Origin of the sequence: Streptomyces sp. NRRL B-1140, from assembly GCF_001280065.1 — a bacterium.
GTDB lineage: Bacteria > Actinomycetota > Actinomycetes > Streptomycetales > Streptomycetaceae > Streptomyces.
Genome location: NZ_LGEA01000136.1, coordinates 126,532 through 153,531 on the forward strand (window position 1 = coordinate 126,532; position 27,000 = coordinate 153,531).

Genomic DNA, 27,000 nt, shown 5'->3' on the forward strand with positions numbered 1-27,000 from the left:
TCACCGCACAACGTCCTGATCAGCGCGTTTGTTGCCAGCAGTCACTGGCGTCGTGTGTGTACTCGGTGAAGCCGTATTACCGACGGGTACCCAAAGCCCCCGCCGCCGCATACCCTGCGGCTCATGACGGACGCGCAGGCCACCGAGAAGACGGCAGAGACCGGCACGGCACAGACCGGTACGAACCCCCTCGCCCCCGCACCGGAGGGCGCCCGCACCGCCGCGGACGTGGTCACGCCCGAGCTGGTCGCCCAGCTCACCAAGGGGGTGGTCGGCTCCGGCCGGACCGCCAACCACACGCCGCTCACCGGCGAGAAGCTGGCCGACCTTCCGGAGTCGACGCCCGAGGACGTGGCGACGGCCTTCGAACTCGCCCGTGCCGCCCAGGCCGTGTGGGCGCAGACCTCCGTCCGGCAGCGCGCCGCCGTCCTGCTCCGCTTCCACGACCTGGTGCTGGAGCGCCAGGCCGAGGTGCTCGACCTGATCCAGCTGGAGACCGGCAAGGCCCGCCTGCACGCCCACGAGGAGGTGCAGGCCGTCGCGGTCGCCGCCCGGCACTACGGCCGCAAGGCCCCCGCGTACCTCCGTCCCAAGCGGCACGCCGGTGCCATGCCGACCCTCACCAAGGTCACCGAACTGCGCCATCCGCGCGGTGTCGTGGGCCAGATCGCCCCCTGGAACTACCCGCTGGAACTGTCGGTGGGCGACGCCCTCCCGGCCTTCGCCGCGGGCAACGCGGTCGTCATGAAGCCGGACACGGAGACCTGCCTCACCGCCCTGTGGGCCCGTGACCTGCTCGTCGAGGCCGGTCTGCCCGCCGACGTCTTCCAGGTCGTCCTGGGCGACGGCCCGGTCGTCGGCCCCGAGGTCGTCCGGCACGCCGACTACGTCTCCTTCACCGGCTCCACCCGTACCGGCCGCGAGGTCGCCCAGGGCGCCGCCGCCCGGCTGATCGGCGTCTCGCTCGAACTCGGCGGGAAGAACCCCATGCTGGTCCTGGAGGACGCCGACATCGAGAAGGCCGCGGCCGGCGCCGTGCGTGCCTGCTTCTCCTCCGCCGGCCAGCTCTGCATCTCCATCGAGCGGCTCTACGTCCACGAGTCGATCGCGGACGCCTTCCTGGAGCGCTTCGCCGCCCGGACGAAGGCGATGCGCCTCGGCACCTCCCTGGCGTACGGCGCCGACATGGGCTCCCTGGTCGGCGAGCGCCAGCTCGAGACGGTCACGCGGCACGTGGAGGAGGCGGTCGCCAAGGGCGCGAAGGTCGTCGCCGGTGGAGTGGCCCGCCCCGACATCGGACCCTACTTCTTCGAGCCGACGATCCTCGACGGCGTCGTCACGGACATGTCCGTCTGCGGCGAGGAGACCTTCGGCCCGGTCGTCTCGGTCTACCGCTTCACCGACGAGGACGAGGTGATCGAGCGCGCCAACGCGACCGCCTACGGTCTGAACGCCTCGGTCTGGACGAAGAACGGCCGCCGCGGCCTGGAGGTCGCCGGCCGTCTGCGTACCGGCACGGTCAACATCAACGAGGGCTACGCACCCGCGTACGGCAGCGTCCAGTCGCCCATGGGCGGGATGAAGGACTCGGGCCTCGGCCGCCGTCACGGCTCCGAGGGCATCCTGAAGTACACCGAGGCCCAGACGGTCGCCCACCAGCGAGTCCTCCCGATGGCCCCCTCCCTGGGGATGGACGACGAGAAGTACGCCCAGTTCATGAGCAGGAGCCTCCGCCTGATGAAGGCGTTCCGGTTCCGGTAGACGACCCTCGCATCAGCCACTCGAAGGGGAGACGGCACGTGCCTCAGGACGCTTACGACTACGACGTCATCGTCGTCGGCTCCGGCTTCGGCGGGTCGGTGACCGCCCTGCGCCTCACCGAGAAGGGCTACCGCGTCGGCGTCCTGGAGGCAGGCCGCCGCTTCACCCGCGAAACCCTGCCGAAGAACTCCTGGGACCTCAAGAACTACCTCTGGGCGCCGAAACTCGGCATGTACGGAATCCAGCGCATCCATCTGCTGGGCAACGTCATGGTCCTGGCGGGCGCGGGTGTCGGCGGTGGCTCCCTCAACTACGCCAACACCCTGTACGTCCCGCCGAAGCCGTTCTTCGAGGACCCCCAGTGGCGTGACATCACCGACTGGCAGGACGAGCTGGCGCCGTACTACGACCAAGCCCGGCGCATGCTCGGCGTACGGCTCAACCCGACCATGACCCCGTCGGACGTCCATCTCAAGGCGGCGGCGGAGCGGATGGGATGCGGTGACTCCTTCCACATGGCCCCGGTCGGTGTCTTCTTCGGCGACGGCGAGGACGCCGACGGCTCGGCGAAGGCCAAGCCGGGCCAGGAGGTGCCCGACCCGTACTTCGGAGGGGCGGGACCGTCCCGCAAGGCCTGCGCGGAGTGCGGCGAGTGCATGACCGGCTGCCGTCACGGGGCGAAGAACACCCTCAACGAGAACTACCTGCACCTCGCGGAGAAGGCCGGCGCGGTCGTCCACCCCATGACGACGGTCGTCTCGGTCACCGACGACTCGCGCGGCGGCTACGCCGTCGCCACCCTGCCCACCGACGACCGGGGCAGGAAGAAGGGCCGCACCTTCACGGCCCGCCGTGTCGTCCTCGCCGCCGGCACCTACGGCACCCAGACCCTGCTGCACCGCATGAAGGAGGGCGGCCAACTGCCGTACCTCTCGCCCCGGCTTGGCGAGCTGACCCGCACCAACTCCGAGGCGCTGGTCGGCGCCCAGACCGACGACCGGCGCTACCGCAAGGCGCACGGCGCGCCGAAGGCCGACTTCACGCGGGGCGTGGCCATCACGTCCTCGATCCACCCCGACGCCGACACCCACATCGAGCCGGTCCGCTACGGCAAGGGCTCCAACTCGATGGGCGGACTGTCCATCCTGCAGGTCCCCTACGCCGGGACGGACTCGGGCCCGTCACGGGTGCTGGGCTTCCTCGCCCACGCGGCGAAACACCCCTTGCTGGTGCTGCGCTCCCTGTCCAACCGCCGCTGGTCGGAGCGGACCATCATCGGCCTGGTGATGCAGTCGCTGGACAACTCCCTGACGACGTACGTGAAGCAGTCGGGAATCGGCCGCGGTCTGCTCACCGCCCGCCAGGGCCACGGCGCCCCCAACCCCAAGCAGATAAAGGCCGCGACGGAGGGCGCGTCGGCACTGGCCGCCGAGATCAACGGCTTCGCGGGTTCCAATGTCGGTGAGCTGATGGGCACCCCGCTCACCGCCCACTTCCTGGGCGGCTGCCCCATCGGGGACTCCCGCGAGACCGGCGTGATCGACCCGTACCACCGCCTCTACGGCCACCCCGGCATCTCGGTCGTCGACGGGGCGGCGGTCTCCGCCAACCTGGGCGTCAACCCGTCCCTCACCATCACCGCCCAGGCCGAGCGGGCGATGTCGTACTGGCCCAACAAGGGCGAGCCCGACCCGCGCCCGAAGCAGGGCACGGCCTACGAGCGGCTCCAGCCGGTCGAGCCGAAGTCCCCGGCGGTCCCGGCGGAGGCGTTCGGCGCGCTGCGGCTGCCGTTCCTCGGCATGCCGACGGTCCCGCCGAAGAGCTGAGGCCCTCGGACAACAGAAGAGGGACCTGCACCCCCCTCCGAGCGCAGGTCCCTCTTCTGCTTGGTGCCGCGGCCTGTCGGCCGCCGTGGCTTACGCCTCGGCGCCGGCCTTGCGGCGACGGACCACGAAGATCGTGCCGGCACCGGCGACGACCGCGGCACCGCCGACGAGGCTGATCATCGGCAGGGCGGAGCTGGAGCCGGTCTCGGCGAGGCTGCCGGTGACCTCCGGCGTGTTGCCGCTCGGCTTCTCGTCGGTGACGGGCGCCTTGCCGCCTTCCTGCGGCTTGGTGCCGTCGGTGTCCGTACCGGCGGAGACGATCTGGAACTTGTACGACACGTCGCCGAAGCCGGTGCACTCGGCGTCGTTGTCGCCGTAGATCGTCGCGCCGAGCGAGAAGCCGGCGCCCACCGGGGCGGACTTGCTGACGTTGAGGCGCAGCGGGATGTCGACCTCGTAGCCGGGCTTCAGCTCGTCGGTGTAGCCGACGTAACCGACCGCGTAGCCGCCCTCGTCGAGGTCGGCCCAGGTCTTGCTGTCGGGGTCATAGGCCTGGAGCCTGACCTGCTTGCTGGTGAACAGCTCCTCGCCGTTCTTGTCGGGGGAGGCCCCGGCGAAGAAGTCGAGGTCGTTCAGGGTGGAGTCGGAGTTGTTGAGCACGTTCAGCGAGAACTTGTGCCAGCCGCTGCCCGCCGCGATCTTGCCGGGCAGGCCGGAGATGCCGACGTCGACCTTGGTGTCCTCACACACGGAGGGCTCGGGGTCGGGGGACTCCGACTCCTCCGGCTCGGAGGCGCTGGGGGCGGGGGAGGACTCGCTCGCGGAGGCGCTCGGCGAGCTGGACGTCTCGGGAGCGGACTCGCTCGCGGACGCGCTCGGAGCCGGCGTGGTGCTCTCGGCGGGCGTGGACTCGGAAGCGGAAGGCGAGGCCGAGGTCTCGGGAGCGGACTCGCTCACGGACGCGCTCGGCGTAGGCGTGGTGTCGTCGGTCGCGTACGCGGCCGGTGCCGCGAGCAGTGCCACCGGGGCTATGACCGCCGTAGCGGCCGCTGCTGCCATGGCGCGGCGAAGCTTCATGAAGACCTCGGAGAGTCCGGCGTACCGCGCGATGCGGTACGAACGTTGGGGGAGGCCTCCGCGTGTGGGGCGCGGGAGTGGCCCTTGGTTCGGCAGGTTTGATCCGTGAAACCTGTGAATGGTTGTGCTGGCATTCACAGGATTTTTATGTGGGCTGAGTCACATCCGCGACCTTCTTGTGAAGGCGCCTCCCGCACGCTTAGATCTTCACTTCATGTCTGAAAAGCCGTCCGACGACCAGCCGTCGGCCTCTGAGATCCCCGATGACGTCTGGGAGCGGTTCACCCGCGACACCGAACGGGACATCCGCTCCTCCGCGCCGAAGGAACCGTCCGCGCGGGCCCGCATGGTGACCGAGCGGCTGCGTGAACAGGACGCCCGGGGTGAGTCGCCTCCCGGATGGCGTACCGGCCCGACGAGCGACCGAGCGGCCCCGCGCCGCAAGCTGTGGACCGTGCTCGGAGTGACCGTCGCGGCCGCCGTGGCGCTGGTGGCGCTGAAGCCGTCGTTGCTGCCGGGTGATCCGTTAGGCACCGCGGAGTCCGAGGCCGCCGGGGCCTCGCCGCTGCCCGCGGAGACGGCGGCGCCGACCGCCGCGCCCGGTGCGTCGGATCCGGAAAAACCCACCCTGGACCGGCCGTTCGCCGGTTCCCCGGCTCTGCGCTGGGCCGACGGCGCAGCCGGCATCGTCCTGCCCGAGGCGAAAGCCGTCGGCCCGGTGTCCGAGGACCGGGTGCAACAGGCGCTGAAGCTGACGAAACAACTGCTGGTGGCGACCAACCTCGACCCGAAGACGGTGCGCGGGGCGCGTCCCGCGGCCGTGTTCTCCCTGCTCGACCCCAAGCAGCCCGAGCTCTTCGGCGAACTGAACAGCATGCTGCGCTCCCCGAGCAGGGAACACGACCCGGTGACGGTGTTCAGCCGCTTCGACCCCGACGAGGTCCGGCCGGCCGGTGACGTGATCAAGGTCCGCGGGCGCATGACGTTCGAGAAGGGCTCGCAGGGAGGCGTGGCCGTGCGCGCCGACTACACCTTCGTCTACCCCCTCGTGCGGGCCGACGGCCCTCCCGAGGTCGCCCGCACCATCGTGCGCAGGGTCCTCGACGTCGAACTCGCCGACCCGTCCCGGTACCGGGTCACGCCGGGCAGGCTGCTGCTCGTGAAGTACGACCAGGAGATAGGCAATTCCTCCTGCGACGTCTACGACGGCTACCTGCACCCGGGGTTCCCGTCGAGCCGGTCCGAGGGCCCGGACCCGAGCGGCCCGACGGTGGACCCGTACGACCGGAGCAAGGACATCGAGCAGGGCGACGGTGGCCACTGCGGGACGCTGACCCGCTCCTGAGCGGAGTGCCGAAGGCGCAAGCAGGGCGAAGGGCCCCGCGGGGTGGAGCCGCGGGGCCCTTCTTCTCGTCAGCACCGGCGTCAGGGCAGCGCCGGTGCCTGGAAGCGGCGCCGGGGGGTTGCGCCGCTGGTCCGTACCTCTGGCAGTGGTGCAATGCGGGTGTCCGCGGGGGGACTTGGACTGTGTACGCATCGTGCTGGATGAACGCGGCGCCCGCAACCGTTCGACCCGGACTTGTGCATTTATGCAAGGTCCGCCGGTCGGCCCCGGGCGTCCCCGGAGCCGACCGTTCTCATGGGTGACCGGGCTGCTGTCCCCTGCCGTCCGGTCACTTCCCTGGAGCGAGGTCCCACGACGCACGATCCGTGCGTCTCATCGCCCCAGTGAGCCACGCGTGGTTCTTTCGCGCCCGCCCCTGGCTGGCACGGACACCGGGACCAACGACGCGGTGCGGGGGCGGTCACGCGCCGTACGGGTGAGAGGGAGGCGTACGTCCGTCCCGGGAACAGGGGCCCGGTCCTCAGGGGCTTCAGATCTTGCCGCGGCACAGTTCCAGCAGGGTCATCGCGAGCGCGGTGCCCGGCTTGCCCAGCGCATCCCTGTAGTGGCCGAGGACGTCCATCTCGCGGGAGAGGTTCACCCGCCGGCCACCGGAGGCGATCCGTGCCTCCTGGATGACGGCGGAGACGGCCACCCGTTCCTGGATCAGGCCGATGATCCGGTCGTCGAGCGCGTCGATCCGCTCGCGCGCGCCGGTGATCACGTCGGCGGCCTCGGGGGTGCGTGCGCCGGTCACGTCGGTGGCGGTCGTGCCGATGGCGGTCGTGTCGATGGCGGTCATGGGGGGCTCCTCGTCGTCGGGGGCTGCCCCGGGGCGGCACGGCCCGGACGACGACAGGCGCCCCGGGCCTTGTCGGCCCGGGGCGCCTGGGAAGTCGCTTGTCAGTTGCTCAAGCAGCACGACCATGGCGTCCGGCGGGCCGGATGCCATAGGTAAAGACGAACGTCTGGTGCTTGAACATGGGGCCAGTATGCACCGCCGTCGAGGGCCGTCCAAGCCGGTTCGCATCCTGAGACGGGGTGGTCGTCCGGTACACGGAAGGAGCCCTGCGGCCCCCCGGTAGAATCGGGTGGCACAAGACCCCCGCCCCACCGCCGGAAGGCACCCCGTGTCATCAGCGACTCCCGCTGCCAACGCCGCCGACACCGTCCTGGTCGTCGACTTCGGCGCGCAGTACGCCCAGCTCATCGCCCGTCGCGTCCGCGAGGCGCGGGTCTACAGCGAGATCGTGCCGAGCACCATGCCGGTTGCCGAGATGCTCGCCAAGAACCCCGCGGCGATCATCCTCTCCGGCGGCCCCTCGTCGGTCTACGCGGAGGGCGCGCCCAGCCTGGACCGCGAGATCTTCGAGGCCGGCGTCCCCGTCTTCGGCATGTGCTACGGCTTCCAGCTGATGGCGAGCGCCCTCGGCGGCACCGTCGACAACACCGGCGCCCGCGAGTACGGCCGCACCGACCTGCACGTCTCCAAGGTGTCCTCCACCCTCTTCGAGGGCACCCCCGCCGAGCAGCCCGTCTGGATGTCGCACGGCGACGCCTGCTCCGCCGCCCCCGAGGGCTTCTCCGTCACGGCCTCCACCGACGTCGTGCCGGTCGCCGCCTTCGAGAACGACGAGAAGAAGCTCTACGGCGTCCAGTACCACCCCGAGGTGATGCACTCCACGCACGGCCAGCAGGTGCTGGAGCACTTCCTGTACCGCGGCGCGGGGCTCACGCCGAACTGGACGACCGGCAACGTCATCGAGGAGCAGGTCGCCGCGATCCGCGAGCAGGTCGGCGACCGTCGCGCCATCTGCGGCCTGTCCGGCGGCGTGGACTCCGCGGTCGCCGCGGCCCTCGTCCAGAAGGCCATCGGATCCCAGCTGACCTGCGTGTACGTCGACCACGGCCTGATGCGCAAGGGCGAGACCGAGCAGGTCGAGAAGGACTTCGTGGCCGCGACCGGCGTCCAGCTGAAGGTCGTGGACGCCGAGGAGAGGTTCCTCAAGGCACTCGCCGGGGTCTCCGACCCCGAGGAGAAGCGGAAGATCATCGGCCGCGAGTTCATCCGCGTCTTCGAGCAGGCCCAGGCCGAGATCATCGCCGACCAGGGCCCGGCCGTGGAGTTCCTCGTGCAGGGCACGCTCTACCCGGACGTCGTCGAGTCCGGCGGCGGCACCGGCACCGCCAACATCAAGTCCCACCACAACGTGGGCGGCCTGCCCGAGGACCTCGAGTTCAAGCTGATCGAGCCGCTGCGCAAGCTCTTCAAGGACGAGGTCCGCATGGTCGGCCAGGAGCTCGGCCTGCCCGACGAGATCGTCCAGCGCCAGCCCTTCCCCGGCCCCGGCCTCGGCATCCGCATCGTCGGCGAGGTCACCAAGGAGCGCCTGGACCTGCTGCGCGAGGCCGACGCCATCGCCCGCGAGGAACTCACGGCGGCCGGCCTGGACCGCGACATCTGGCAGTGCCCGGTGGTCCTGCTCGCCGACGTCCGCAGCGTCGGCGTCCAGGGCGACGGCCGCACCTACGGCCACCCCATCGTGCTGCGCCCCGTCTCGTCCGAGGACGCCATGACGGCCGACTGGTCGCGCCTGCCGTACGACGTCCTGGCGAAGATCTCGACCCGGATCACCAACGAGGTGCGCGACGTCAACCGTGTCGTCCTCGACGTGACCTCCAAGCCGCCGGGGACGATCGAGTGGGAGTGACCCCTAGGTGCGCTTGATCGTGCGCAGGGGCGCGCCGGGCGTCCAGACCTGGACGACGAGGTACGTGTCGTCCTCGACGTAGGTCCGTACGACCTCCGTCAGCTCGGTGCGGAAGAGGTGGAACGGCTCCGGCGGTTCCACCTCTTCGACGTATCCGGCCTTGGTCTCCACGTCGTCGACCTCGATCGCCCGGCCGCTGATCCGGACGTCACCGCCGCCCATGCCCGTGCCCTCCCCGGGGTTCGCCTGGAGCGCGAAGCGCGGGTCGCGGCGCAGGTCGAGGGCCTTGAGAGAGCCCTCCATCATGCCGAGCCACAGCTCGCCGTTCAGGAACCGCACCTCAAGACCGCTGGTGCGGGGCGAACCGTCCTTACGGAGGGTGGCGAGGATGTGGTGTGTGAAGGCGCCGAAGCGCTTCTCGACGGTGTCGGCCAGACCCGGCTCGGCCGCGGCGAAAGCCGCCCAGTTCGCTGTCATGGGAAGAGTGTCGCGCCGAAATCCGACATCCTCTGTCGGCTATTCGTGGGGTGCGGGAGCCAGGGGGCACACGCATGGGCACGAGGTGCTCACACGGGCGCTCGTGGCATCTTCACGAAACGCTTCTGTTCTTCCCGGCCTCACGGACGGTAATTTCCGCCCGTACGCAGAACCACTGCTGGAGGATCTATGCACGGGCCCACGCCGCCCCTGCCCCTGCCCACCGACCGGCTGCGGTTCGCCATGCCGCCGATGCACGAGTCGGTCGAGGACGAGCGCAGGCACCGCAAGGAACGGCTCGCGGGCGCCCTGAGGATCTTCGGGCGGCTCGGCTACGAGGACGGCGTCTCCGGGCACATCACCGCCCGAGACCCCGAATTCACCGACTGCTTCTGGGTGAACCCGTTCGGGATGCCCTTCCGGCACGTCACCGTGAGCGACCTCGTGCTCGCCAACCAGGACGGCCAGGTCGTCGAGGGCGGCTACCACATCAACCAGGCGGCCTTCACCGTGCACGCGCAGGTCCACGCCGCCCGGCCGGACGTGGTCGCCGTCGCCCACTGCCACTCGGTGCACGGCAGGGCGCTCGCGGCCCTCGGCGAACTGCTGGAGCCGATCACCCAGGAGAGCTGCGCCTTCTACGAGGATCACGCCCTCTACGACACGTACACCGGCGTCTCCGTCGACGCCGAGGAGGGGCGGCGCATCGCCGAGGTGCTCGGCTCCCGCAAGGCGCTCGTGCTGCGCAACCACGGTCTGCTGACCGTCGGCGACTCGGTGGACGCGGCTGCCTGGTGGTTCGTGTCGATGGAGCGCTCCTGCCAGGTGCAGCTGACGGCGCACGCGGCGGGGCGGCCGGTCCGCATCGATCACCGGATGGCGGTGGCGACGCGGGAGCAACTGGGCGGCGATCTGGTGGCGTGGATCAACTACCAGCCGATGTGGGAGGACGTCAGCCGCAGCGAGCCGGGCCTGCTGGCCTAAGTGTGCTGTCCCGGGAGGTTGGTGGCAGGCGACACGTGTGTCGCCTCGTGTGCTTCGGTGAGGGCTCGCTGCCTGATGCCGCCGAACAACTGAATCGTGGTGGCGGCCAGGATGTCGTCCCTGCCGATGGTCCGCCTGTCCCCCCTGCGGACGGACAGGGCCAGGAGGGAATCCTCGAGGGGCGGGGGTGAGGCCGGTTCGCCCGGTATCTCCAGGATGACCGTGCCGAATCGTTTGACCCCGCCCTCGCGGACGACCATGGCCGCGTCACGGGCGAGGTCCGTGAGGAACGCGCTCGCGATTCCGTCCAGGTCGCGGACCATCGCCGGGACGGCCGTCGCCCCCTGGCTCCGCAGCAACTTCTTCACGCCGGCCTCGAACCTGTGGGCGCCGAGCACAGCACTCGGTTTGCGTGACCTGCTGCGCTTGCCGTCGAACGTCGGGCTGTGGCCGTACCACTCGTTCCCCACCTCGACCTCGACGTTCCGGCCGATCGCCGAGAGAAGGTCTGCGGGAACCAGCTTCTTCCGGTCCTGGTCCGCAGCCGCTGCCCTCGCACCGCCGATGATCTCCGTCAGCACGGTCCGCGTCACCGCCGCGGCGGCGAATGCGGCCGACCGAGAGACGTGCATCGGGGTCACGTCCCTGAACACCGCTTTCACGAGGGAAGGCTTGAACGGCGAGACGTTCATGACCGAGGTGGTCCGGGGACCGGTGCGCTCAGGAGGTGCGGGCTGTGCGGTCATCGGAAGAAACGCTCCCTGTCGGCGGAGTTGTCAGAGGCCCACACTTCACCACGCAGACCCGCTCTCTGGCAGTCGGATGCCGTCCGCCGGATGATCTCGGCCCTGGCGGAACGCTCCCGGCGGCGTCAACAAGGCGCGCCGGACTTCACCCGTGTTGACCAGGTCGAGCCGACGTGAACCGGCTGGTGTAGGGGACAATTCGCTGTCGTCGCAGGGGAGTTGCACAGCGGTGTTTCCGGCATCCGGAAGGCCGGTGGTGCCGGGTCGCGGGAAGGCGGGCGTCGGGCGTGGCGGTGCGGGAGGCGAGGCAGGGCGGCGCGGACGCGGGTGCCCGCGGCGAGGGTTGCTCGGGCGGCCGCGACAGGGGCTACCCGGCTGGTCGCCCGGTCGGGTCCGGGGACGGGCACCAGGGCGCCTGTACCTGCGGTGACTGCCCGCACGGGGCGCGGGAGGGACACCGGCGCGCCGTGGCCGCGTTCCTGCGCCGACGGGACGAGTTCGCCGCCGGGCGCGGACTGCCGGCCGCGGTGGCCCACTCCGCCTCGGCCTCCCGCCAGTGGATCTCGGAGGAACTGGCCCAGTCCGCCGAACAGGTCGCGGAGCGGGGGCGGGCCGAGGGACGGGCCTGGCTGACCGGTCTGTGGCGGCGCACGACGGGTGCGGTGGCGGCCGCCGTGGTGTTGTTGCTGCTCGGGCAGGCCCTCACCGCGGTCGGTGCGGGCTGGACGGCGGCGCGAACGGCCGGACTGGCCGCCGCGCTGGTGACGGCCTCGTCGCTGACCGCGGCATCCTGGTTCCACCGGGCGAAGGGTGGCGTGCTGGCGCCGCTGATCGGTGAGGACAACCGGCTGTCCACGTCCCGTACCGTCGCCGCGGCGTGGGTGCTCTTCGTGGCCTACTCGGTGCTCGTCCTCGCGGGACGGCTGGCCGCCGCCTCCCGGCACCGGGAGCGGGACGCGCTGCTCTCCGGTCTGGAACTCGCCCGCGGGGCCGGGGTCGTGACCGTGCTCGCCGCGGTGTGCGGGATCGCCGTGCTCGTGCGGCGGGTGGTCGGACTGCGGGTGCTGGGCGGGCGGCTGCAGAAAGTGCGTGCCGACCGGCCCCGGGCCGCCGACCTGCTCACCGACGACGCGGGACGGGGCACCTTCGCCGACATCCAGTACGTCGCGATCAGCGCGGTCGCCCTCGTCTTCGCGGCGGTACGGCTGGCCAGGCACCCGGAGCAGTTGCCGGATCTGCCGTGGGGGCCGGCGGTGGCGGTGCTGGTCTCGGGCGGGACGTACCTGGCGGGCAAGTACGCGGAGGGCGGCCGGCCGGTCATCCTCTCCGTCGTCCGGTCCCGGGAGGCCGGTGACCTGGACGGGCCGATCCGCACCGGGGACGACATCGAGATCCGCGGCGCGGGGTTCGTGCCGCCGGGGGCCCACAGGGCCGACCGGCTGGCCCGAATGGTGGTGCGCGTGGGTGCGGTGCACGTCCACGTGCCGCTGGTGCCGGTGCCCGGCGGGTTCCGCAACCCCACGGACACGCTGCTGACCGTCCCGGTGCCGGCGGACGTGGAACCGGGACGGGTGGAGGTGCAGGTGGTCACCGCGGCGGGGGTGGAGACCAATCGGTACGCGGTCGACGTGACGGAGTGAGGGGCCGGCACCGCACTCAGGCTCCCCGCGTCGCGGCAGGGCGATCCGAGCAGTTCGCGCATGATTGAGCGCGGTCCGTCGGCCGTACGTATCGTCTGTCGAGGGGGCTCGGCACCGGCGGGCGAGAGGCGGCTAGCAGCGATGACTCACGGTATGCGAACGGACACGCACACCCCCCACTTCGGTAACGGCGGAGGCTGGCGGGACAACGCCACCCGTTACGCCCTGCTGCCCCTGCGCCTCTTCCTCGGCGTCACCTTCATCTATGCCGGCCTGGACAAACTTACCGACAGCGCCTTCATGCGGGACTCCGGTGCCGGATCGATCGGCGACATGATGCGTGCCGTACGCGACTCCTCCGCCATCCCCGCTCTGGTCGACCTCTCCCTCAAAAGCCCGGTCGGTTTCGGTTACGCCATCGCCTTCGGAGAACTCGCCGTCGGTATCGGCACCCTCCTCGGCCTGCTCGCCCGTCTGGCCGCACTCGGCGGTGCGCTGATCTCCCTCAGCCTGTGGCTGACCGTGAGCTGGTCCTCCGACCCGTACTACTACGGCAACGACCTCGCCTACCTCATGGCCTGGACGCCGCTCATCCTGGCGGGTGCGCCCCTGCTGTCGCTCGACGCCGCGCTGCGGTCGCGACGACGGCACCGCGACGGCGACTACCGGTAGGGGCCGCCCCCCGCCGTCAGGCCGGGCCCGCGCCCGTGCGGCCTCCCCGGCGGCGCCGGCGTACCAGGCCCGTCAGCAGCGCCACCGCACCCGCCAGGCACAACCCGCCCGTCACGAGGGGAATCGCCACGAACCACGGGGTCTGCCAGGCGCCGCCCGCGTCACCGGCGTAGAGGACGCCCGCCACCACGAGGACGGTGCCGGCGACCAGCTTCCCGGGCTGGAGCTCATGACGCAGCACGGGTCACCTCCGCCTGTCCGGCACCGACGCGGAGGTCCACATCGATGGTGCCGGACTTCCCGGAGCCCCCGGCGGGGGAGAGGGTGATCTCCTTGTGCCGGCCCGGCTGCACGTCCACGTCCTTCGGGTCGTCGCCCGGCAGTTGCAGGTCACCGATGCCCACCTCCACGTTCAGCCGCACGGTCACGTCGTCGGGCACCAGCAACCTGACCTTGCCCAAGCCGACCTCCGCCCGCGTCGTGACCGTCTGCTTCCCGGACACGTCCAGCCGGCTGAGATCCAGGGTGCCGACGCCGGTGCCCAGCTCGTAACGCTGGCGTACGTCCGCCACGGCGGCGGGCTGCCAGGTGGTGCGCACCCAGTGCGTGTCGACGCTCTCGGGCAGGGCCGCCGCCCCGGCCAGCAGCCCGGCCGTGATGATCGCCAGGAAGACCGACCCCGCGCCGGTGCGGCCCAGGAAGGCGCTGACGGCTATGCCCAGGCCGAGAACGGCGAGCGCACAGGACAGGCCCGTCTGCAGGCTGGTGCCGAGCGGATGCCCGTCCCAGGTCAGGCTCGTGCCCAGAGCTCCGGCGAGCAGCGCCAGCAGGAAGATCCAGCCGCCGATCCAGCGCGGGCCGCGCGGACGGGGCGGCCGGGGGTGCTCGGCGGGTATCTCCTCACGGGTACGAGGCCGGACGCCAAGGCCGATGTTGACGGCCGCCGCGGCATCCAGGTCGCGGGTGTCGCGCGGGCCCCACAGGTAACCCGTGCCGCCTATGTGGGTGCCGTCCTTGACGATCGGGTCACGCCACCAGGAGGGGGTGGTGAGGAGAACGGGCGGTGCCTGGGGCTCCGGCGGGGCGTCGGCGACGGCTTGGGCTGCCAGAGGATCGGGGCTGGGGGTGCCGCGCCGGCGCGACCAGTAGCCGGCGCCCGCGAGGACGAGGGAGAGGACGACGGCGAAGGTCAGCACACTGCCGTTGTTCAGCATGGTCAGGAACACCCCGCAGCCGACCAGCGCGAACAGCACGGCCGCCAGGGCTTGGCCGTCGACGCGGCCGGTGAGCAGCTTGCGGACCTCGTTCTCCTCGTTCTCCTCGTCGTCGTAAGGGACGAAGAGCCAGGCGAAGCCGTAGAAGACGAGACCGAGGCCGCCCGTCGCGGAGAGCACGGCGAGGGTGATGCGGAAGATCACCGGGTCCATGTCGCACTGCCGCCCGAGCCCGGCGCAGACTCCGGCCAGGATCTTGTGGCGGCGGTCGCGGCGGAACGCGTGGGGCGGCCCGGCCGGGACGGCTTCCTCGGCGGGGGCGGCCGTACCGGGTGCTCCTTCCTGTCCTGCCGCGCCCGCGCGCCCGGGTGCGGAGCCCGCGGCGGGCGCGGCATCCTGCGGCCCTGCCCCCGGAGCGGGGTGCGGGCCGGGGCCGGGTCCCGGACCCGTCGCGGCGTGCTCGTGATCGGTCATGGGTCCATGGTGACGGGCGCGGCGTCCCGGCGGGAGCCGGAACGACCCTGGCCGGACCCTGATATCGGCCCTGAAGGGAGGCTCGGGAAGCGTTCGAGGGGCCGCCCCGGGGAGATCAGGGGAGCCTCAGGGGCCGACCCTGATGCTCCGGTCTCCCGCACGTGTGACCATCAATGGCATGTCGGAAGCCGCAGCAGCGCCACTCGCCGAACCGCGGCCGCCGCGCAAGCTCTACCGCAGCAGTGACGGACGCTGGCTCGGGGGCGTGGCGCGGGGCCTCGCCGGGCATCTCGGGCTGCCCGTGATCTGGGTACGGCTCGTCTTCGTCGGCCTGTTCATGGCCGACGGCCTCGGCGCGCTGCTGTACGCCGCTTTCTGGTTCTTCGTCCCGCTCGGTGTCGGCGGGGTGGAGGAGCAGAAGCCGCCGTCGGCGGTGACCGCGGAGACCTCGCCCGACGGCCGCCGCAGACGCGTGGCGCGCCGGCCCGACAAGGGCCAGATCGTGGCCCTGCTCCTCATGGTCGTGGTGGCCATGGTCTTCGTGGGCAACGTGAACCTCAGCGGTGGGGCCAGGGCCTACCTCTGGCCGACCGTGCTCGTCGGCGCGGGCGTCGCCCTGGTCTGGCGGCAGGCGGACAACGCCCGCCGGGCCCGCTGGGCCGAGGTCGGCCGCCGCCGGCGCACGGTCACGCTCCTGCGCTCGGTGGGCGGGGTACTGCTGGTGACGGCCGGCGTCTCCGGCATCTTCGTCCTGCAGGGCTCCGCGGCACACCTCGGTTCCGTCCTGCAGGCGGCCCTCGCGGTCCTCGTCGGGATAACGCTGCTCGCCGGGCCGTATCTGGTGCGCATGACCCAGGACCTCTCCGAGGAACGCCTGATGCGCATCCGTGCGCAGGAGCGCGCGGAGGTCGCCGCCCATGTGCACGACTCGGTGCTGCACACCCTGACCCTGATACAGCGCAACGCGGAGAACGCCGGGGAGGTCCGCCGCCTGGCCCGCGCCCAGGAACGCGACCTTCGCACCTGGCTCTACAAGCCCGAAGGCACCGGCAAGGAGGAGGCCGACGAGCCCACCACCCTCGCCGACGCCGTCCGGCGCAACGCGGCCGAGGTGGAGGACAAGCACGGCGTGCCCATCGAGGTCGTGGTCGTGGGCGACTGCCCCCTCGACGAGGGGATCGCCGCGCAGATGCAGGCCGCGCGGGAAGCAATGGTCAACGCCGCCAAGTACGGTGGCGAGGGCGGCGCCGTGCAGGTATTCGCCGAGGTGGAGGGGAAGACGGTCTTCGTGTCCGTCCGGGACCGGGGCCCCGGCTTCGACCTCGATTCGATACCCGCCGACCGGATGGGTGTCAGAGAATCGATCATCGGCCGCATGGAGCGCAACGGCGGGACGGCGCGGCTGCGCGCGGTGCCGGACGGCGGCACGGAGGTCGAGCTGGAGATGGAGAGGGCGGAGAAGACGTCATGAGCGACCCGACCGAGGCGAACGGCACGGCGGAGGCGGCGGGGCCCGCGCAGGAGGGCGGCGGCCCGGGGCGTCATGTCCGTGTGGTCCTCGTGGACGACCACCGCATGTTCCGTACCGGGGTCCAGGCCGAGATCGGACAGACCGCGCAGACCGGTGTCGAGGTCGTCGGTGAGGCCGCGGACGTCGACCAGGCCGTCACGGTCATCACCGCGACCCGCCCCGAGGTGGTCCTCCTCGACGTGCACCTGCCGGGCGGGGGAGGCGTCGAAGTGCTGCGCCGCTGCGCCCCGTTGATGGGCGACACCGAGCAGCCGGTCCGCTTCCTCGCGCTGTCCGTGTCGGACGCGGCGGAGGACGTGATCGGCGTGATCCGCGGCGGGGCCCGCGGCTACGTCACCAAGACGATCACCGGCACGGACCTCGTGGACTCCATCTTCCGGGTCCAGGAGGGCGACGCGGTCTTCTCGCCCCGGCTGGCCGGGTTCGTCCTGGACGCCTTCGCCTCCACGGACGCGCCGCCGGTCGACGAGGACCTGGACCGCCTGACCCAGCGCGAGCGCGAGGTGCTGCGCCTCATCGCCCGGGGCTACGCGTACAAGGAGATCGCCAAGCAGTTGTACATCTCCGTCAAGACGGTCGAGTCGCACGTCTCGGCGGTGCTGCGCAAGCTCCAGCTCTCCAACCGGCACGAGCTGACCCGCTGGGCGACGGCGCGGCGGCTGGTCTGACGCCGGGGCCGGGTCCGCGCCCGGCCCTCCGCCCACCTCGCTGACGCGCCCGCTCACACCACGCGCGTCGCCCCCGCGAACGGCATCTCGTCCAAGGGCGCGATGCGGACCGGCGCGGACGGGTTGGGGGCGTGGATCATCCGGCCGTTGCCCACGTAGATGCCGACATGGCTGATGCCCGCGTAGAAGAAGACCAGGTCGCCGGGGAGGAGTTCGGAGCGGGAGACGCGGCGGCCGGCGGCGATCTGGGAGTACGTCGTGCGGGGCAGGGCGACGCCGGCAGCGCGGTACGCGGCCTGGACGAGGCCCGAGCAGTCGAAGGCGTTCGGGCCGGTGGCGCCCCAGACGTAGGGGCTGCCGAGCTTTTGGTGGGCGTAGGAGACGGCGGCTGCCGCCCGGGAGCCGGGCGTCTGGGACGGGGCGGAGCCGGGGGCCGCGAGAGGGTCCCGGACGTCCGCCGCGCGCGAGGCACGGCCCTGCGATACGCCCGGCCGGGAACGTTCCTGCGCGTCGAGCCGGGACAGCAGCCGTCGTGCCGAGCCCAGCTTGCCGGTGATCGTCTTCTTGTGCCGCTTCAGCTCCGTCTGACGTGACCTCAGGGAGGTCAGCTCGATGTGGGCGGCGCCGCGCAGCTGCTCGATCTCCCGGAGCTGCTTGCGCACGCCCGCGACGGCGGCGTTCTGCCGGTTTCCGGCGCGCTCGACGAACTCGGCGTTCTCGAGGTAGCGGTCGGGATCGTCGGACAGGGCGAGCTGCACCGCCGGGTCGAGACCGCCGGCACGATACTGCGCGGCGGCGACCGACCCCAGGGCGTCACGGGCGGAGTTGAGCCGCTCCTCCTTGCGGGCGGCCTGGTCCTGCAGCCCCTTCAGCCGCTGCCGGGCCGCGTCGGCCTTCTCCTTCGTGCCGTTGTACTTCTCGGTGGCGACCTCCGCCTCGCGGTACAGCCGGTCCACCTTGGCCTCGACCTGGCCGGGCGTGAGCTGGGGTTCGGCGTGTCCGGTCCCGTCGAAGCCCGTCGCCGTCGCCGCGCCCGCGAGTGCGATCGTGGCGGCCGTACGGGCCTTGCCGCCACCCATTGCGCGCTGTCGGGGCTTGCGGTGCGCTGCCACCTGGAGGCCACGTCCTTTCCTCGGCCGCCGAGGGGTGCGTGCGGCCGCCGGGGGAGCGGACGTGCGGCCTTGCGCGTCCGGCGACGGCCCGCACAGGGGGAGCGGACCGCCGCCGGATCTTTCGGCGGTGGTGTCCGACTGCCGCCCCTGGCCCGGGCGGCGGTGGGGAGCCGGGCACCTGGGGGAGGACGCTAAGCGTCTCCGTGGGGGGCCGGGGGCGGGTGTGCGGAAGTGTCGCGAGAGGACCGGCGGTGACCGTATGCGACCGTGAACCCGCCCAGGCGTCGCCTACTTCACTCAGCGTGATGACCGATGGACCGAATCGTGAGCGAGTGACCGTGATCGGGTGCTATGGGGTGCATTGATGTACCCCCGGGCCGGTGTCGGGTGGCTTCGGAGCCCCTGATTAGGCTCCGGCCTCATGGACGTACTCATCCACCTCTTCGTCGGCCTCCACATCATCGGCATCGCCTCGCTCCTGGGCGGCTTCCTGACCCAGATGAAGGCGATGGGCGAGGGTACCGCCCGCTTCACCCCCGCGATGCTGCACGGCGCGCTCACGATGCTCGTCACCGGTGTGATCCTGGTCGGCCTCAACCAGGCCGACGACCAGACCGTGAACAACATCAAGATCGGCGTGAAGCTGGCCCTGCTGATCGTGATCCTCGGTCTGGTCTATGTGAAGCGGGACGACGAGAAGGTGGACAAGGGCCTCTTCGGTCTGGTCGGCCTGCTGACCACGGCGAACATCTTCATCGCCGTGCTCTGGACCTGACCCGGGGGCGCTCCCCGGCGGCCCGGGCGGAGGCGAGAGCCCAGGCGGTGCACCCGAGCCAGGCGGCCACCGCGATCCACAGCAGCACCTCCCCGGCGACGTCGAGCCAGGGAACGTCGAGGGCGGCGGCGACCGCGAGGGTGGCCGTCGCCGTCACGACCGCGGCGAACACGGTCGCCCAGCGCCGCACGTCGTAGTGGTGCCGGGGCCAGAAGAGCTCGGCCAGGAGCAGGGCCACGCAGGCGATCAGCGCGAGCACCAGCAGCGTGACCGTCGTCGTGCGCAGGGTGTCGGCGTTCTCCTCGTTCCACAGGTACAGGCGCGAGCTGTCGGCATCGAGGAGTGCCGCCCCGGCCAGCGCGGAGACGGCGAGGGCGCCGGCCGCGAACCAGTGGTCCCCGCGCCCCTCCTCCACCTGCCGGGGCTGGAAGCGGAACAGGGCGAAGCAGTAGAGCGCGAGCCCCAGCCAGAACAGCACCAGGGCCGCGTGGGCGAGCCAGGCCGCCCTGTCGGCCGCGGCCAGGGTGGCGCCGAGGACGGCGACCGCCTCCGTGGCCACGCAGCGCAGGAACACCGTTCCGCGCCGCCCTTGGGCCTCCACGGTGAGCAGCACCGCCCAGAGCACCATGGCGAGCGCCAGCAGCGCCTCGGCCAGGGGCTGCTGCCCGGCCGCGGAGAAGCCGGTGCCCAGGACCGCGGTCGCCGCCACCGTGGTGAGCGCGGCCGGTGTCTCCACCCGGCCCTCGCCGTGCGTCCGCCGGACGAGTCCCGCGGCCGCCGCCAGCCAGGCCGCGCAGGCCAGTGCCAGGGTGATGCGGGAGAGGACGGCGTACCCCGCCGAGTCGAGACCGGCCGACACGATGCCGGTCGCCAGCGCATACGTCGCCCACCAGGTGGCAAAAAGGGAGGGACCGGGCATACCGCCGATGCTAGAGAGCGGCGTGCGCGGGGGGAGAGGGGCACGCGCACGTGCCCCTCGAAATCGCGTCGCGATCCGCCGGCCCCCAGGCTGCTCAGGCCGGGCGCACCACGCTGTGGATCGCCGACTCGCCGTCGTAGTAGATCGACTCCTCGCGCACGTACGTGCCGGGCTTCGGCGCGTGGATCATCATGCCGTTGCCGATGTAGATCCCGACGTGGGTGACATCGTCGTAGAAGAAGACCAGGTCACCGGGTTGCGCCTGGGAGAGCGGGACCGTGGTGCCGGCGTCGACCTGGTCGTAGGTCGTGCGCGGCAGGGTGACGCCCGCGGCCTTCCAGGCGGCCTGGGTGAGGCCCGAGCAGTCGTACGAGCCGGGCCCGACGGCGCCCCACACGTACGGCTTGCCGATCTGGGCACGGGCGAAGGCGAGCGCCTTGTCGGCCTTGGTGGCGTACGAGGAGTCGGCCGGCGCCGTCGAGGCGGACGAGCCGGAGCCCGACGACCCCGTCGACCCGGACGTGGAGGACCCGCCGTCCTGCTGCCGGGCGGCCTCCTGCTGTGCCTTCTGCTGCGCTGCCTGCTGCCGGGCCAGCTCGTCGGCCTTGCGGGCGGCCTCCGCCCGCTTCTCCTTCTCGATCGCCGCGAGCCGGGCCTTCTCCTCGGCGGTCAGCTTCGTCATCAGCTCGCGCGCGTCGGCGAGCTTGCGCTGGACGGTGGCCTTGGCCGTCTTCAGATCGCCCTGCGACTCGGTGAGCGTCTCGAGGCTCTCGGTGGCCTCCTGGCGCTTCTTCATCGTCTCGGACTGCTGCGTGACGTAGTCGTCGACCGCGACCTTCTGGCGGCCGGTCATCCGGTCCATCAGCTGGGTCTGGTCGAAGTAGTCCTGCGGGGTGTCCGCGAGCAGGAACGTCGCCGTGTCCGGGGCGGCGGCACCGGTGCGGTACTGGGCGGAGGCGAAGGAACCCAGTTCCTCGCGCGCCTCGTTGAGCTTCTGGGTGCGCTGGGCGACGTCGTCGAGGAGGGTGTCGACGCGCTTGCGCTGCTTCGCGGTCTTCTCCTTGGCCGCGTTGTACTTGTCGGTCGCCGACTCGGCCTGGCGGTACAGGTCGTCGACCTTCTTCTCGACTTCCTCGAGGCTGGGCTTGTCGTCGGCCTCGGGGGCGGCGTTGGCCGACTGGGACAGCAGGGCCACGGAGGTGAGGGCCGCCGTTGCGAGGGCGGGGGTCCGTATGCCTGCCATGCGCGTACCCGTAGGACGCGACTTGCGGTGCGACGCCAAGGGAGGCGACTCCTTCCATGTTCCGCCTACCGGGTTAGCTGTCGGGTTCGGGCGGGTGGTTCGGAAGGTTTGCCCTACGGCCTTCTCCGTACAGGGAGTCGGGCCGATTCACCCCAGGTTCACGGTTGGGTCCCCGGCTCCGGCTGCCGCTGCGGCACACCGGACTCGGCGGAGGCCGCGCGGCCCGGCGACGTTCGCCGGTGGGGGTCATGCGGCCTGGTCGCACCGTAGCCAACTCGTGTGGCCCCTGTGAAGGTTGATGGGTGATATGCCCGATACATTTTCGTGACCTTATTCCTGAGCGTTGCCGAGAGTGAACGATCAAGGGGGATTGGATGGGAAAAATCCCCATTTGCCGGGCGTGTAGCAGGGCGTGATCGCGCCGTCATGGAGGGCGACAACGCGCCATCCGGCGGTGGGCCGGACCCCGGGCGCGCGGCGATGTTCTCGGGGCGGCGGCGGGCTGTCAGTGGGGCGCCCTAGACTCGGAGAGCGATGAGCAGCCTCTTTGACGACAGCTTCCTGGCGAACCTCCAGGCCCAGCGGGGCCCCGCGGACGAGCCCCCGCCGCCGCCCGAGGACGATCACGTTCCGGAGCCGATCCCGGACGATCTGTTCGGCGGGAAGTTCGACGTGCCGCCGGACCGGGACGCCTATTACCGGGACGGAGCCCCCCGCCCGGTGGTGGACACCGCCGCCCTCCTGAAGGGGCTGAACGACAACCAGCGCGCCGCCGTCGTCCACTCCGGCTCCCCGCTGCTCATCGTGGCCGGTGCCGGCTCCGGCAAGACCCGCGTGCTCACGCACCGCATCGCCCACCTGCTCGCCGAGCGGGACGTGCACCCGGGCCAGATCCTCGCGATCACCTTCACCAACAAGGCCGCCGGCGAGATGAAGGAGCGCGTCGAGCAGCTCGTCGGCCCGCGCGCGAACGCCATGTGGGTCATGACCTTCCACAGCGCGTGCGTGCGCATCCTGCGCCGGGAGAGCAAGAAGCTCGGCTTCACCTCGTCCTTCTCGATCTACGACGCGGCCGACTCCAAGCGCCTGATGGCCCTGGTCTGCCGCGACCTGGACCTCGACCCGAAGCGGTTCCCGCCCAAGTCCTTCAGCGCCAAGATCAGCAACCTGAAGAACGAGCTGATCGACGAGGAGGACTTCGCCGCCCAGGCCACCGACGGTTTCGAGAAGACCCTCGCCCAGGCCTACGCCATGTACCAGTCGCGGCTGCGCGAGGCGAACGCCCTCGACTTCGACGACCTGATCATGACGACGGTCAATCTCCTGCGCGCCTTCCCGGACGTCGCCGAGCACTACCGCCGCCGCTTCCGGCACGTCCTGGTGGACGAGTACCAGGACACCAACCACGCGCAGTACGCCCTGGTCCGCGAACTGGTCGGCACCTCGGAGCACCCCGTCGACGTGCCGCCCGAGGCCGAGATCCCGCCCGCCGAGCTGTGCGTGGTGGGCGACGCCGACCAGTCGATCTACGCGTTCCGCGGCGCGACGATCCGCAACATCCTCCAGTTCGAGGAGGACTACCCGGACGCCACGACGATCCTGCTCGAGCAGAACTACCGCTCCACGCAGACGATCCTCAGCGCCGCCAACGCCGTCATCGAGCGCAACGAGTCCCGCCGCCCCAAGAACCTGTGGACCAACGCGGGCACCGGCGCCCGGATCACCGGCTATGTCGCCGACACCGAACACGACGAAGCGCAGTTCGTCGCCGAGGAGATAGACCGCCTCACGGACGCCGGCGAGGCCAAGGCCGGCGACGTCGCCGTCTTCTACCGCACCAACGCCCAGTCGCGTGTCTTCGAAGAGATCTTCATCCGCGTCGGCCTGCCCTACAAGGTCGTCGGCGGCGTCCGCTTCTACGAGCGCAAGGAGGTCCGGGACGTCCTGGCCTACCTGCGCGTGCTGGCCAACCCCGAGGACTCGGTGCCGCTGCGCCGCATCCTCAACGTCCCCAAGCGGGGCATCGGCGACCGCGCCGAGGCGATGATCGACGCCCTGTCCCAGCGGGAGAAGATCAGCTTCCCCCAGGCCCTGAAGCGCGTCGACGAGGCGTACGGCATGGCCGCGCGCTCCACGAACGCCGTCAAGCGGTTCAACACGCTGATGGAGGACCTGCGCACCATCGTCGAGTCCGGCGCCGGACCGGCCACGGTGCTGGAAGCCGTCCTGGAGCGCACCGGATACCTCGCCGAGCTCCAGGCCTCCACCGACCCGCAGGACGAGACCCGCATCGAGAACCTCCAGGAACTCGCCGCCGTCGCCATGGAGTTCGAGCAGGAGCGCGGCGAGGACGAGCAGGCCTCCCTGTCCGACTTCCTCGAACAGGTCGCCCTGGTCGCCGACTCCGACCAGATCCCCGACGAGGAGGACGGCGACGGCGTCATCACCCTGATGACCCTGCACACCGCCAAGGGCCTGGAGTTCCCGGTCGTCTTCCTGACCGGCATGGAGGACGGCGTCTTCCCGCACATGCGCGCCCTCGGCCAGACCAAGGAGCTGGAGGAGGAGCGGCGCCTGGCCTACGTCGGCATCACGCGCGCGCGGGAGCGGCTGTATCTGACGCGGTCCACGCTGCGCAGCGCCTGGGGCCAGCCGTCGTACAACCCGCCCTCCCGCTTCCTGGAGGAGATCCCGCCGACGCACGTGGAGTGGAAGCGGACGGGTGCGACCACGCCCGCGTCCTCCGGGCCGGTCTCGACGGTGGCGGCCTCGCTGTCGTCGTCCCGCTCGCGCTCTTCGGCGTCGGGCGCCTCGGGTTTCGCCACCCGCCGCACGTCCGAGAAGCCGGTGGTGTCCCTGGCGGTCGGGGACCGCGTCACGCACGACCAGTTCGGACTCGGGACCGTCGTCGCGGTCAAGGGCACCGGCGGCAACGCCGAGGCGACGATCGACTTCGGCGACACCAAGCCCAAGCGGTTGCTGCTGCGGTACGCGCCGGTGGAGAAGCTGTAGCGCCGTGAGGTGAACCGGCGCGCCCCCGCGCGATCGACGCGGGCGGGGGCTGCCGGGGCGTTACCCGATGCGGATGAGGGTGCGGGCGCGTCACCCGGCGCCGACGGAGGCTGCCCGGACGTTACGTCGGGTCGATGCCGTGGCTGCGCAGCCACGGAAGCGGGTCGATCGCCGAGCCGCCGCCCGGGCGCACCTCGAAGTGCAGGTGCGGACCGGTGGAGTTGCCGGAGTTGCCGGAGCGTGCGATCGGATCGCCGGCCTTCACGGTCGTACCCGAGGGGACCGTGTACGTGGAGAGGTGGCAGTACCACGTCTCCGTGCCGTCCTTCGCGGTGAGGATCAGCATGTTGCCGTACGCGCTGTTCCACTGGGTGCGCACGGTGCCGTCGGTGGCGGCCATCACGGTCGTGCCGTACGAGACGGGGAAGTCGATGCCGGTGTGCAGGGACATCCAGTTGATGCCGGACTGGCCGTAGGTGGCGCTGAGTCCGTGGCGTGCGACCGGCAGGGCGAACTTGGGACGCAGCCGCTCCTTGCGGGCCGCCTCCTCCGCCGCCCGCTTCTTCTCTGCGACCTGCTGGGCCTTGAGGTCGATGCGCTCCTGCGTGCGACTGGCCCGGTCGGCGAAGTCGTCGGCGCCGGCGGAGAGGCTCTGCAGCTGCGTGTCCAGCTTGTTGTTGGCCGCTGCCGGCTTGACCGGCTGCGCGTCCGCCGCGGTCGTCTGCGCCTCTGCGGCACTGTCGTCGGAGAAGGTGCCGACGGAGGCGGCGGCGATCCCGGCGACACCCATCACGCACGCCGAGGGCACCGCGATGGTCATCAGCGCCGAGCGCTTGGGGGGCGTGCGGCGGCGGGAGCGGGAGCCGGCGCGTGAGGCAGCCCGCGAGGACGGGGCCGGGGTGACGTCCTCCTGGCCCTCCAGGAGCGGGGTGACGACGGGCAGTTCACCGGTGGTGGCCGGCTCGCCGTCGTCCGTGTCGGGGGCGTGATGGCCGGCTTCGGCGGATTCGTCGTACGTGACCTGGTCGAAGGCGGCCGTCTCGTGCTGGTCGAAGGCAGCGGTCTCGTGCCGGCCGAAGGTTTCGGCAGGGTGCTCGAAGGCGTCGGGAGCCGGTGCGGCGGTGCCGTCGGAGTTCCACTGCGTGGCGTCGTAGGCGCCCGTGTCGAAGGCCTGCGTGCCCCAGTCCCACTGCTGGGTGTGGTCGGCCGGGTTGCCGGACTGGTCGGGCTGGAGCCAGGCGCCGGTCTCCCACTGTCCGGTGGCGTCGGGAGACGGGGCCTGGGACGGGATGACCGGCATCGGCTGCTGCTCGGCCGTCCAGGAGGTCGTGTCGTAGACGCCGGTGTCGTAGGCGGCGTGGTGCTGGGCCGCGTACGCGTCGTAGTGCACGTTCTCGTGCGTGCCGGTGGGCCAGTGGCCGGTGTCGTAGGTGCCCGAGTCGTGTCCACTGCCCGGCATGTCGCCGAAGAGGGGGTCGGTCGCGAAGCTCGCGGTGGCGTGCCCGGGGGCGTCGAATCCGGTGGCGGGGTACTCGTCGTACGTGGTGAAGTCGCCGTACTGGGCTTCCTGGGTGTGGTACGACGCGTAGTGCGCGGAGGCGGCGTCGGAAGCCGGAGCCGGGGTCATGGTCCCCGACGGGTGACGGTCGTTCACCAACTTCTCTTTCGCCTCGACAACAGGGGCTGCCAGAGCAGTGCGGCGACTGTACCCGGCGGTACGCGGGCACGACAATCTTCGGCAGGTTTCGCGCGCGCAGGAAACGGGCATTCGGCCGTGTTTTGGCGGACGACGGGCACGGACTTGGCCCTGTGTTCGAAGTTTGTTCGAGGTTGATCGATGCTGTCGCGTCGAGTGACCGCTGTATGACGAGTCTCAGGCGACTGTCAGATCGTCGGTGTGTTCGGCGGACGGTTCACCCGGGAGAGCCGTGTCGAGCACCTGCCGTACGCCGTCGGCGACGGCGGGGTGCACGGGCAAAGCGAGATGGCCGATGCCCGTCACGCGCACGTTCTGCGCCATCAGATCGGGATGGTCGATGCAGGCCGTCTCCGGCGGGTCCATCACATGGTCCATATCGCTCCAGAAACCGACGAAGTGCGTACGGCAGTCAGGGGCGGGCGCGGTGAGCTCCTCGAGCACCGGTGAGCCGGGGCGCATCTGGCGCACGATGGGGTGCGCGTCGGCGAAGGGCACCACTCGGGTTCCCGAGTGCGGCGTGCCGAGCGTGACAAGGGTCCGCACATGCCTGTCGCCGCCGAGGCGCTGTACGTAGTAACGCGCTATCAGGCCGCCCAGGCTGTGCCCGACGATGTCGATCTGCCGGGCGCCCGTACGCTCGCAGAGCTCCTCGACGCGTCGGCCGAGCAGTTCGGCGGCGGCGCGTATGTCGCAGGTCAGCGGCGAGTAGTTGAGGCACTCGATCTGCTGCCTGCCGTGCTGGGCGAGGCTGCGGCGCAACAGGACGAAGACCGAGCGGTTGTCGATGAAGCCGTGCAGCAGGAGAACCGGTGGCTTGGCCTGCGTGGGCAGTTGGGCGGCACCGTCCGCCGGCAGCGCCGGGACGGGGACGCGCCGCTCCTGGGTGATCCCGGACGGATAGAGAAGGAGGTGCCCGGCCAGGATCGCGATCTCCAGGGCCGTGGCCTTCAGGAGAGCCATGGAGAGTCCCGCCAGCCGGCCCGGCAACAGGCGCTCGCAGAGCGGAAGAAAGGGCAGAGCAGCCCTGGTGACCTTCATGGCCGACCTCCTGTCGGCACGCGGCAGGACGGCTTTG

Annotated in this window: 22 protein-coding genes and 1 riboswitch; of the genes, 11 read left to right on the forward strand and 11 right to left on the reverse strand. The window is 71.2% G+C overall.

Features of this window, described 5'->3' with window-relative positions; genetic code table 11:
- Positions 1-123: 123 nt before the first annotated feature.
- Entirely contained in the window at positions 124-1,761 is a 1,638-nt protein-coding gene (locus ADK65_RS32490; protein ID WP_053674563.1) for a succinic semialdehyde dehydrogenase, read from the forward strand.
- A 38-nt stretch (positions 1,762-1,799) separates the two neighbouring features.
- Positions 1,800-3,587: a GMC family oxidoreductase N-terminal domain-containing protein gene (locus ADK65_RS32495; protein WP_053674564.1), complete on the forward strand. Its 1,788-nt coding sequence runs from the start codon at positions 1,800-1,802 to the stop codon at positions 3,585-3,587.
- A 90-nt stretch (positions 3,588-3,677) separates the two neighbouring features.
- On the opposite strand, the gene ADK65_RS32500 is transcribed toward ADK65_RS32495, so the two are convergent.
- Positions 3,678-4,664 (reverse strand): LAETG motif-containing sortase-dependent surface protein, encoded by a 987-nt coding sequence (locus ADK65_RS32500; protein ID WP_053674565.1) that lies wholly within the window; start codon positions 4,662-4,664, stop codon positions 3,678-3,680.
- Positions 4,665-4,878: 214 nt separating this feature from the next.
- Here ADK65_RS32500 and ADK65_RS32505 point away from each other — a divergent pair, with 214 nt between their 5' ends.
- A complete protein-coding gene (locus ADK65_RS32505) occupies positions 4,879-6,009 on the forward strand; it encodes a hypothetical protein (protein WP_053674566.1) in 1,131 nt (376 codons plus the stop codon).
- A gap of 529 nt (positions 6,010-6,538) precedes the next feature.
- Here the strand turns inward: ADK65_RS32505 and ADK65_RS32510 are convergent.
- Positions 6,539-6,850, reverse strand: a complete 312-nt coding sequence (locus ADK65_RS32510; RefSeq protein WP_053674567.1) for a chorismate mutase — start codon at positions 6,848-6,850, stop codon at positions 6,539-6,541.
- Positions 6,851-7,178: 328 nt separating this feature from the next.
- Here ADK65_RS32510 and guaA point away from each other — a divergent pair, with 328 nt between their 5' ends.
- Positions 7,179-8,759: a glutamine-hydrolyzing GMP synthase gene (guaA, locus tag ADK65_RS32515; RefSeq protein ID WP_053674568.1), complete on the forward strand. Its 1,581-nt coding sequence runs from the start codon at positions 7,179-7,181 to the stop codon at positions 8,757-8,759.
- Positions 8,760-8,762: 3 nt separating this feature from the next.
- Here the strand turns inward: guaA and ADK65_RS32520 are convergent, their stop codons facing one another.
- Positions 8,763-9,236 (reverse strand): pyridoxamine 5'-phosphate oxidase family protein, encoded by a 474-nt coding sequence (locus tag ADK65_RS32520; RefSeq protein ID WP_053674569.1) that lies wholly within the window; start codon positions 9,234-9,236, stop codon positions 8,763-8,765.
- Between the two features lie 189 nt (positions 9,237-9,425).
- On the opposite strand from ADK65_RS32520, the gene ADK65_RS32525 reads away from it, so the two are divergent.
- Positions 9,426-10,220, forward strand: a complete 795-nt coding sequence (locus ADK65_RS32525; protein WP_053674570.1) for a class II aldolase/adducin family protein — start codon at positions 9,426-9,428, stop codon at positions 10,218-10,220.
- Here the strand turns inward: ADK65_RS32525 and ADK65_RS32530 are convergent.
- Positions 10,217-10,966, reverse strand: coding sequence for a hypothetical protein (locus ADK65_RS32530; protein WP_053674571.1), 750 nt, complete (start codon positions 10,964-10,966; stop codon positions 10,217-10,219). The two genes, ADK65_RS32525 and ADK65_RS32530, sit on opposite strands and share 4 nt — an antisense overlap.
- 287 nt (positions 10,967-11,253) lie before the next feature.
- Here ADK65_RS32530 and ADK65_RS32535 point away from each other — a divergent pair, with 287 nt between their 5' ends.
- Both ADK65_RS32535 and ADK65_RS32540 read left to right on the forward strand, forming a co-directional pair.
- Positions 11,254-12,606: a hypothetical protein gene (locus tag ADK65_RS32535; protein WP_078956258.1), complete on the forward strand. Its 1,353-nt coding sequence runs from the start codon at positions 11,254-11,256 to the stop codon at positions 12,604-12,606.
- A 141-nt stretch (positions 12,607-12,747) separates the two neighbouring features.
- A complete protein-coding gene (locus ADK65_RS32540; protein ID WP_053674573.1) occupies positions 12,748-13,278 on the forward strand; it encodes a DoxX family membrane protein in 531 nt (176 codons plus the stop codon).
- A 16-nt stretch (positions 13,279-13,294) separates the two neighbouring features.
- On the opposite strand, the gene ADK65_RS32545 is transcribed toward ADK65_RS32540, so the two are convergent.
- Both ADK65_RS32545 and ADK65_RS32550 read right to left on the reverse strand, forming a co-directional pair.
- Positions 13,295-13,519: a hypothetical protein gene (locus ADK65_RS32545; RefSeq protein ID WP_053674574.1), complete on the reverse strand. Its 225-nt coding sequence runs from the start codon at positions 13,517-13,519 to the stop codon at positions 13,295-13,297.
- Complete coding sequence (locus tag ADK65_RS32550; protein ID WP_053674575.1) at positions 13,506-14,966, reverse strand: PspC domain-containing protein; 1,461 nt, start codon at positions 14,964-14,966, stop codon at positions 13,506-13,508. Before ADK65_RS32550 ends, ADK65_RS32545 begins: the two co-directional genes overlap by 14 nt.
- A gap of 178 nt (positions 14,967-15,144) precedes the next feature.
- Here ADK65_RS32550 and ADK65_RS32555 point away from each other — a divergent pair, with 178 nt between their 5' ends.
- Together ADK65_RS32555 and ADK65_RS32560 are read left to right on the forward strand one after the other, a co-directional pair.
- Positions 15,145-16,437 (forward strand): ATP-binding protein, encoded by a 1,293-nt coding sequence (locus tag ADK65_RS32555; protein ID WP_053674664.1) that lies wholly within the window; start codon positions 15,145-15,147, stop codon positions 16,435-16,437.
- Positions 16,434-17,165: a LuxR C-terminal-related transcriptional regulator gene (locus tag ADK65_RS32560; protein ID WP_053674576.1), complete on the forward strand. Its 732-nt coding sequence runs from the start codon at positions 16,434-16,436 to the stop codon at positions 17,163-17,165. Before ADK65_RS32555 ends, ADK65_RS32560 begins: the two co-directional genes overlap by 4 nt.
- A 53-nt stretch (positions 17,166-17,218) precedes the next feature.
- On the opposite strand, the gene ADK65_RS32565 is transcribed toward ADK65_RS32560, so the two are convergent.
- Positions 17,219-18,277, reverse strand: a complete 1,059-nt coding sequence (locus ADK65_RS32565; protein ID WP_053674577.1) for a C40 family peptidase — start codon at positions 18,275-18,277, stop codon at positions 17,219-17,221.
- A 421-nt stretch (positions 18,278-18,698) separates the two neighbouring features.
- Here ADK65_RS32565 and ADK65_RS32570 point away from each other — a divergent pair, with 421 nt between their 5' ends.
- Positions 18,699-19,052 carry a hypothetical protein gene (locus tag ADK65_RS32570; RefSeq protein WP_053674578.1) on the forward strand — a complete coding sequence of 118 codons (354 nt, stop codon included), beginning with the start codon at positions 18,699-18,701 and terminating at the stop codon, positions 19,050-19,052.
- Here ADK65_RS32570 and ADK65_RS32575 read toward each other — a convergent pair.
- Entirely contained in the window at positions 19,030-19,971 is a 942-nt protein-coding gene (locus ADK65_RS32575) for a hypothetical protein (RefSeq protein WP_053674579.1), read from the reverse strand. The two genes, ADK65_RS32570 and ADK65_RS32575, sit on opposite strands and share 23 nt — an antisense overlap.
- 94 nt (positions 19,972-20,065) lie before the next feature.
- A complete protein-coding gene (locus ADK65_RS32580; protein WP_053674580.1) occupies positions 20,066-21,253 on the reverse strand; it encodes a C40 family peptidase in 1,188 nt (395 codons plus the stop codon).
- Between the two features lie 8 nt (positions 21,254-21,261).
- Positions 21,262-21,434: riboswitch (cyclic di-AMP (ydaO/yuaA leader) on the reverse strand.
- Positions 21,435-21,748: 314 nt separating this feature from the next.
- Here ADK65_RS32580 and pcrA point away from each other — a divergent pair.
- Positions 21,749-24,226: a DNA helicase PcrA gene (pcrA, locus tag ADK65_RS32585; RefSeq protein WP_053674581.1), complete on the forward strand. Its 2,478-nt coding sequence runs from the start codon at positions 21,749-21,751 to the stop codon at positions 24,224-24,226.
- Positions 24,227-24,347: 121 nt separating this feature from the next.
- Here pcrA and ADK65_RS32590 read toward each other — a convergent pair whose 3' ends face one another.
- Together ADK65_RS32590 and ADK65_RS32595 are read right to left on the reverse strand one after the other, a co-directional pair.
- Positions 24,348-25,880 (reverse strand): M23 family metallopeptidase, encoded by a 1,533-nt coding sequence (locus ADK65_RS32590; RefSeq protein WP_078956259.1) that lies wholly within the window; start codon positions 25,878-25,880, stop codon positions 24,348-24,350.
- A gap of 219 nt (positions 25,881-26,099) precedes the next feature.
- Positions 26,100-26,963 (reverse strand): esterase/lipase family protein, encoded by an 864-nt coding sequence (locus ADK65_RS32595; protein ID WP_053674583.1) that lies wholly within the window; start codon positions 26,961-26,963, stop codon positions 26,100-26,102.
- Positions 26,964-27,000 lie beyond the last annotated feature (37 nt).

Bases quoted from the DNA above. Each gene is read 5' to 3' on its own strand.
- ADK65_RS32490 (WP_053674563.1), top strand. From the start codon at position 124: ATGACGGACGCGCAGGCCACCGAGAAGACGGCAGAGACCGGCACGGCA.
- ADK65_RS32500 (WP_053674565.1), bottom strand. From the start codon at position 4,664: ATGAAGCTTCGCCGCGCCATGGCAGCAGCGGCCGCTACGGCGGTCATA.
- ADK65_RS32505 (WP_053674566.1), top strand. From the start codon at position 4,879: ATGTCTGAAAAGCCGTCCGACGACCAGCCGTCGGCCTCTGAGATCCCC.
- ADK65_RS32510 (WP_053674567.1), bottom strand. From the start codon at position 6,850: ATGACCGCCATCGACACGACCGCCATCGGCACGACCGCCACCGACGTG.
- ADK65_RS32520 (WP_053674569.1), bottom strand. From the start codon at position 9,236: ATGACAGCGAACTGGGCGGCTTTCGCCGCGGCCGAGCCGGGTCTGGCC.
- ADK65_RS32525 (WP_053674570.1), top strand. From the start codon at position 9,426: ATGCACGGGCCCACGCCGCCCCTGCCCCTGCCCACCGACCGGCTGCGG.
- ADK65_RS32530 (WP_053674571.1), bottom strand. From the start codon at position 10,966: ATGACCGCACAGCCCGCACCTCCTGAGCGCACCGGTCCCCGGACCACC.
- ADK65_RS32540 (WP_053674573.1), top strand. From the start codon at position 12,748: ATGACTCACGGTATGCGAACGGACACGCACACCCCCCACTTCGGTAAC.
- ADK65_RS32550 (WP_053674575.1), bottom strand. From the start codon at position 14,966: ATGACCGATCACGAGCACGCCGCGACGGGTCCGGGACCCGGCCCCGGC.
- ADK65_RS32555 (WP_053674664.1), top strand. From the start codon at position 15,145: ATGTCGGAAGCCGCAGCAGCGCCACTCGCCGAACCGCGGCCGCCGCGC.
- ADK65_RS32560 (WP_053674576.1), top strand. From the start codon at position 16,434: ATGAGCGACCCGACCGAGGCGAACGGCACGGCGGAGGCGGCGGGGCCC.
- ADK65_RS32570 (WP_053674578.1), top strand. From the start codon at position 18,699: ATGGACGTACTCATCCACCTCTTCGTCGGCCTCCACATCATCGGCATC.
- ADK65_RS32575 (WP_053674579.1), bottom strand. From the start codon at position 19,971: ATGCCCGGTCCCTCCCTTTTTGCCACCTGGTGGGCGACGTATGCGCTG.
- pcrA (WP_053674581.1), top strand. From the start codon at position 21,749: ATGAGCAGCCTCTTTGACGACAGCTTCCTGGCGAACCTCCAGGCCCAG.
- ADK65_RS32595 (WP_053674583.1), bottom strand. From the start codon at position 26,963: ATGAAGGTCACCAGGGCTGCTCTGCCCTTTCTTCCGCTCTGCGAGCGC.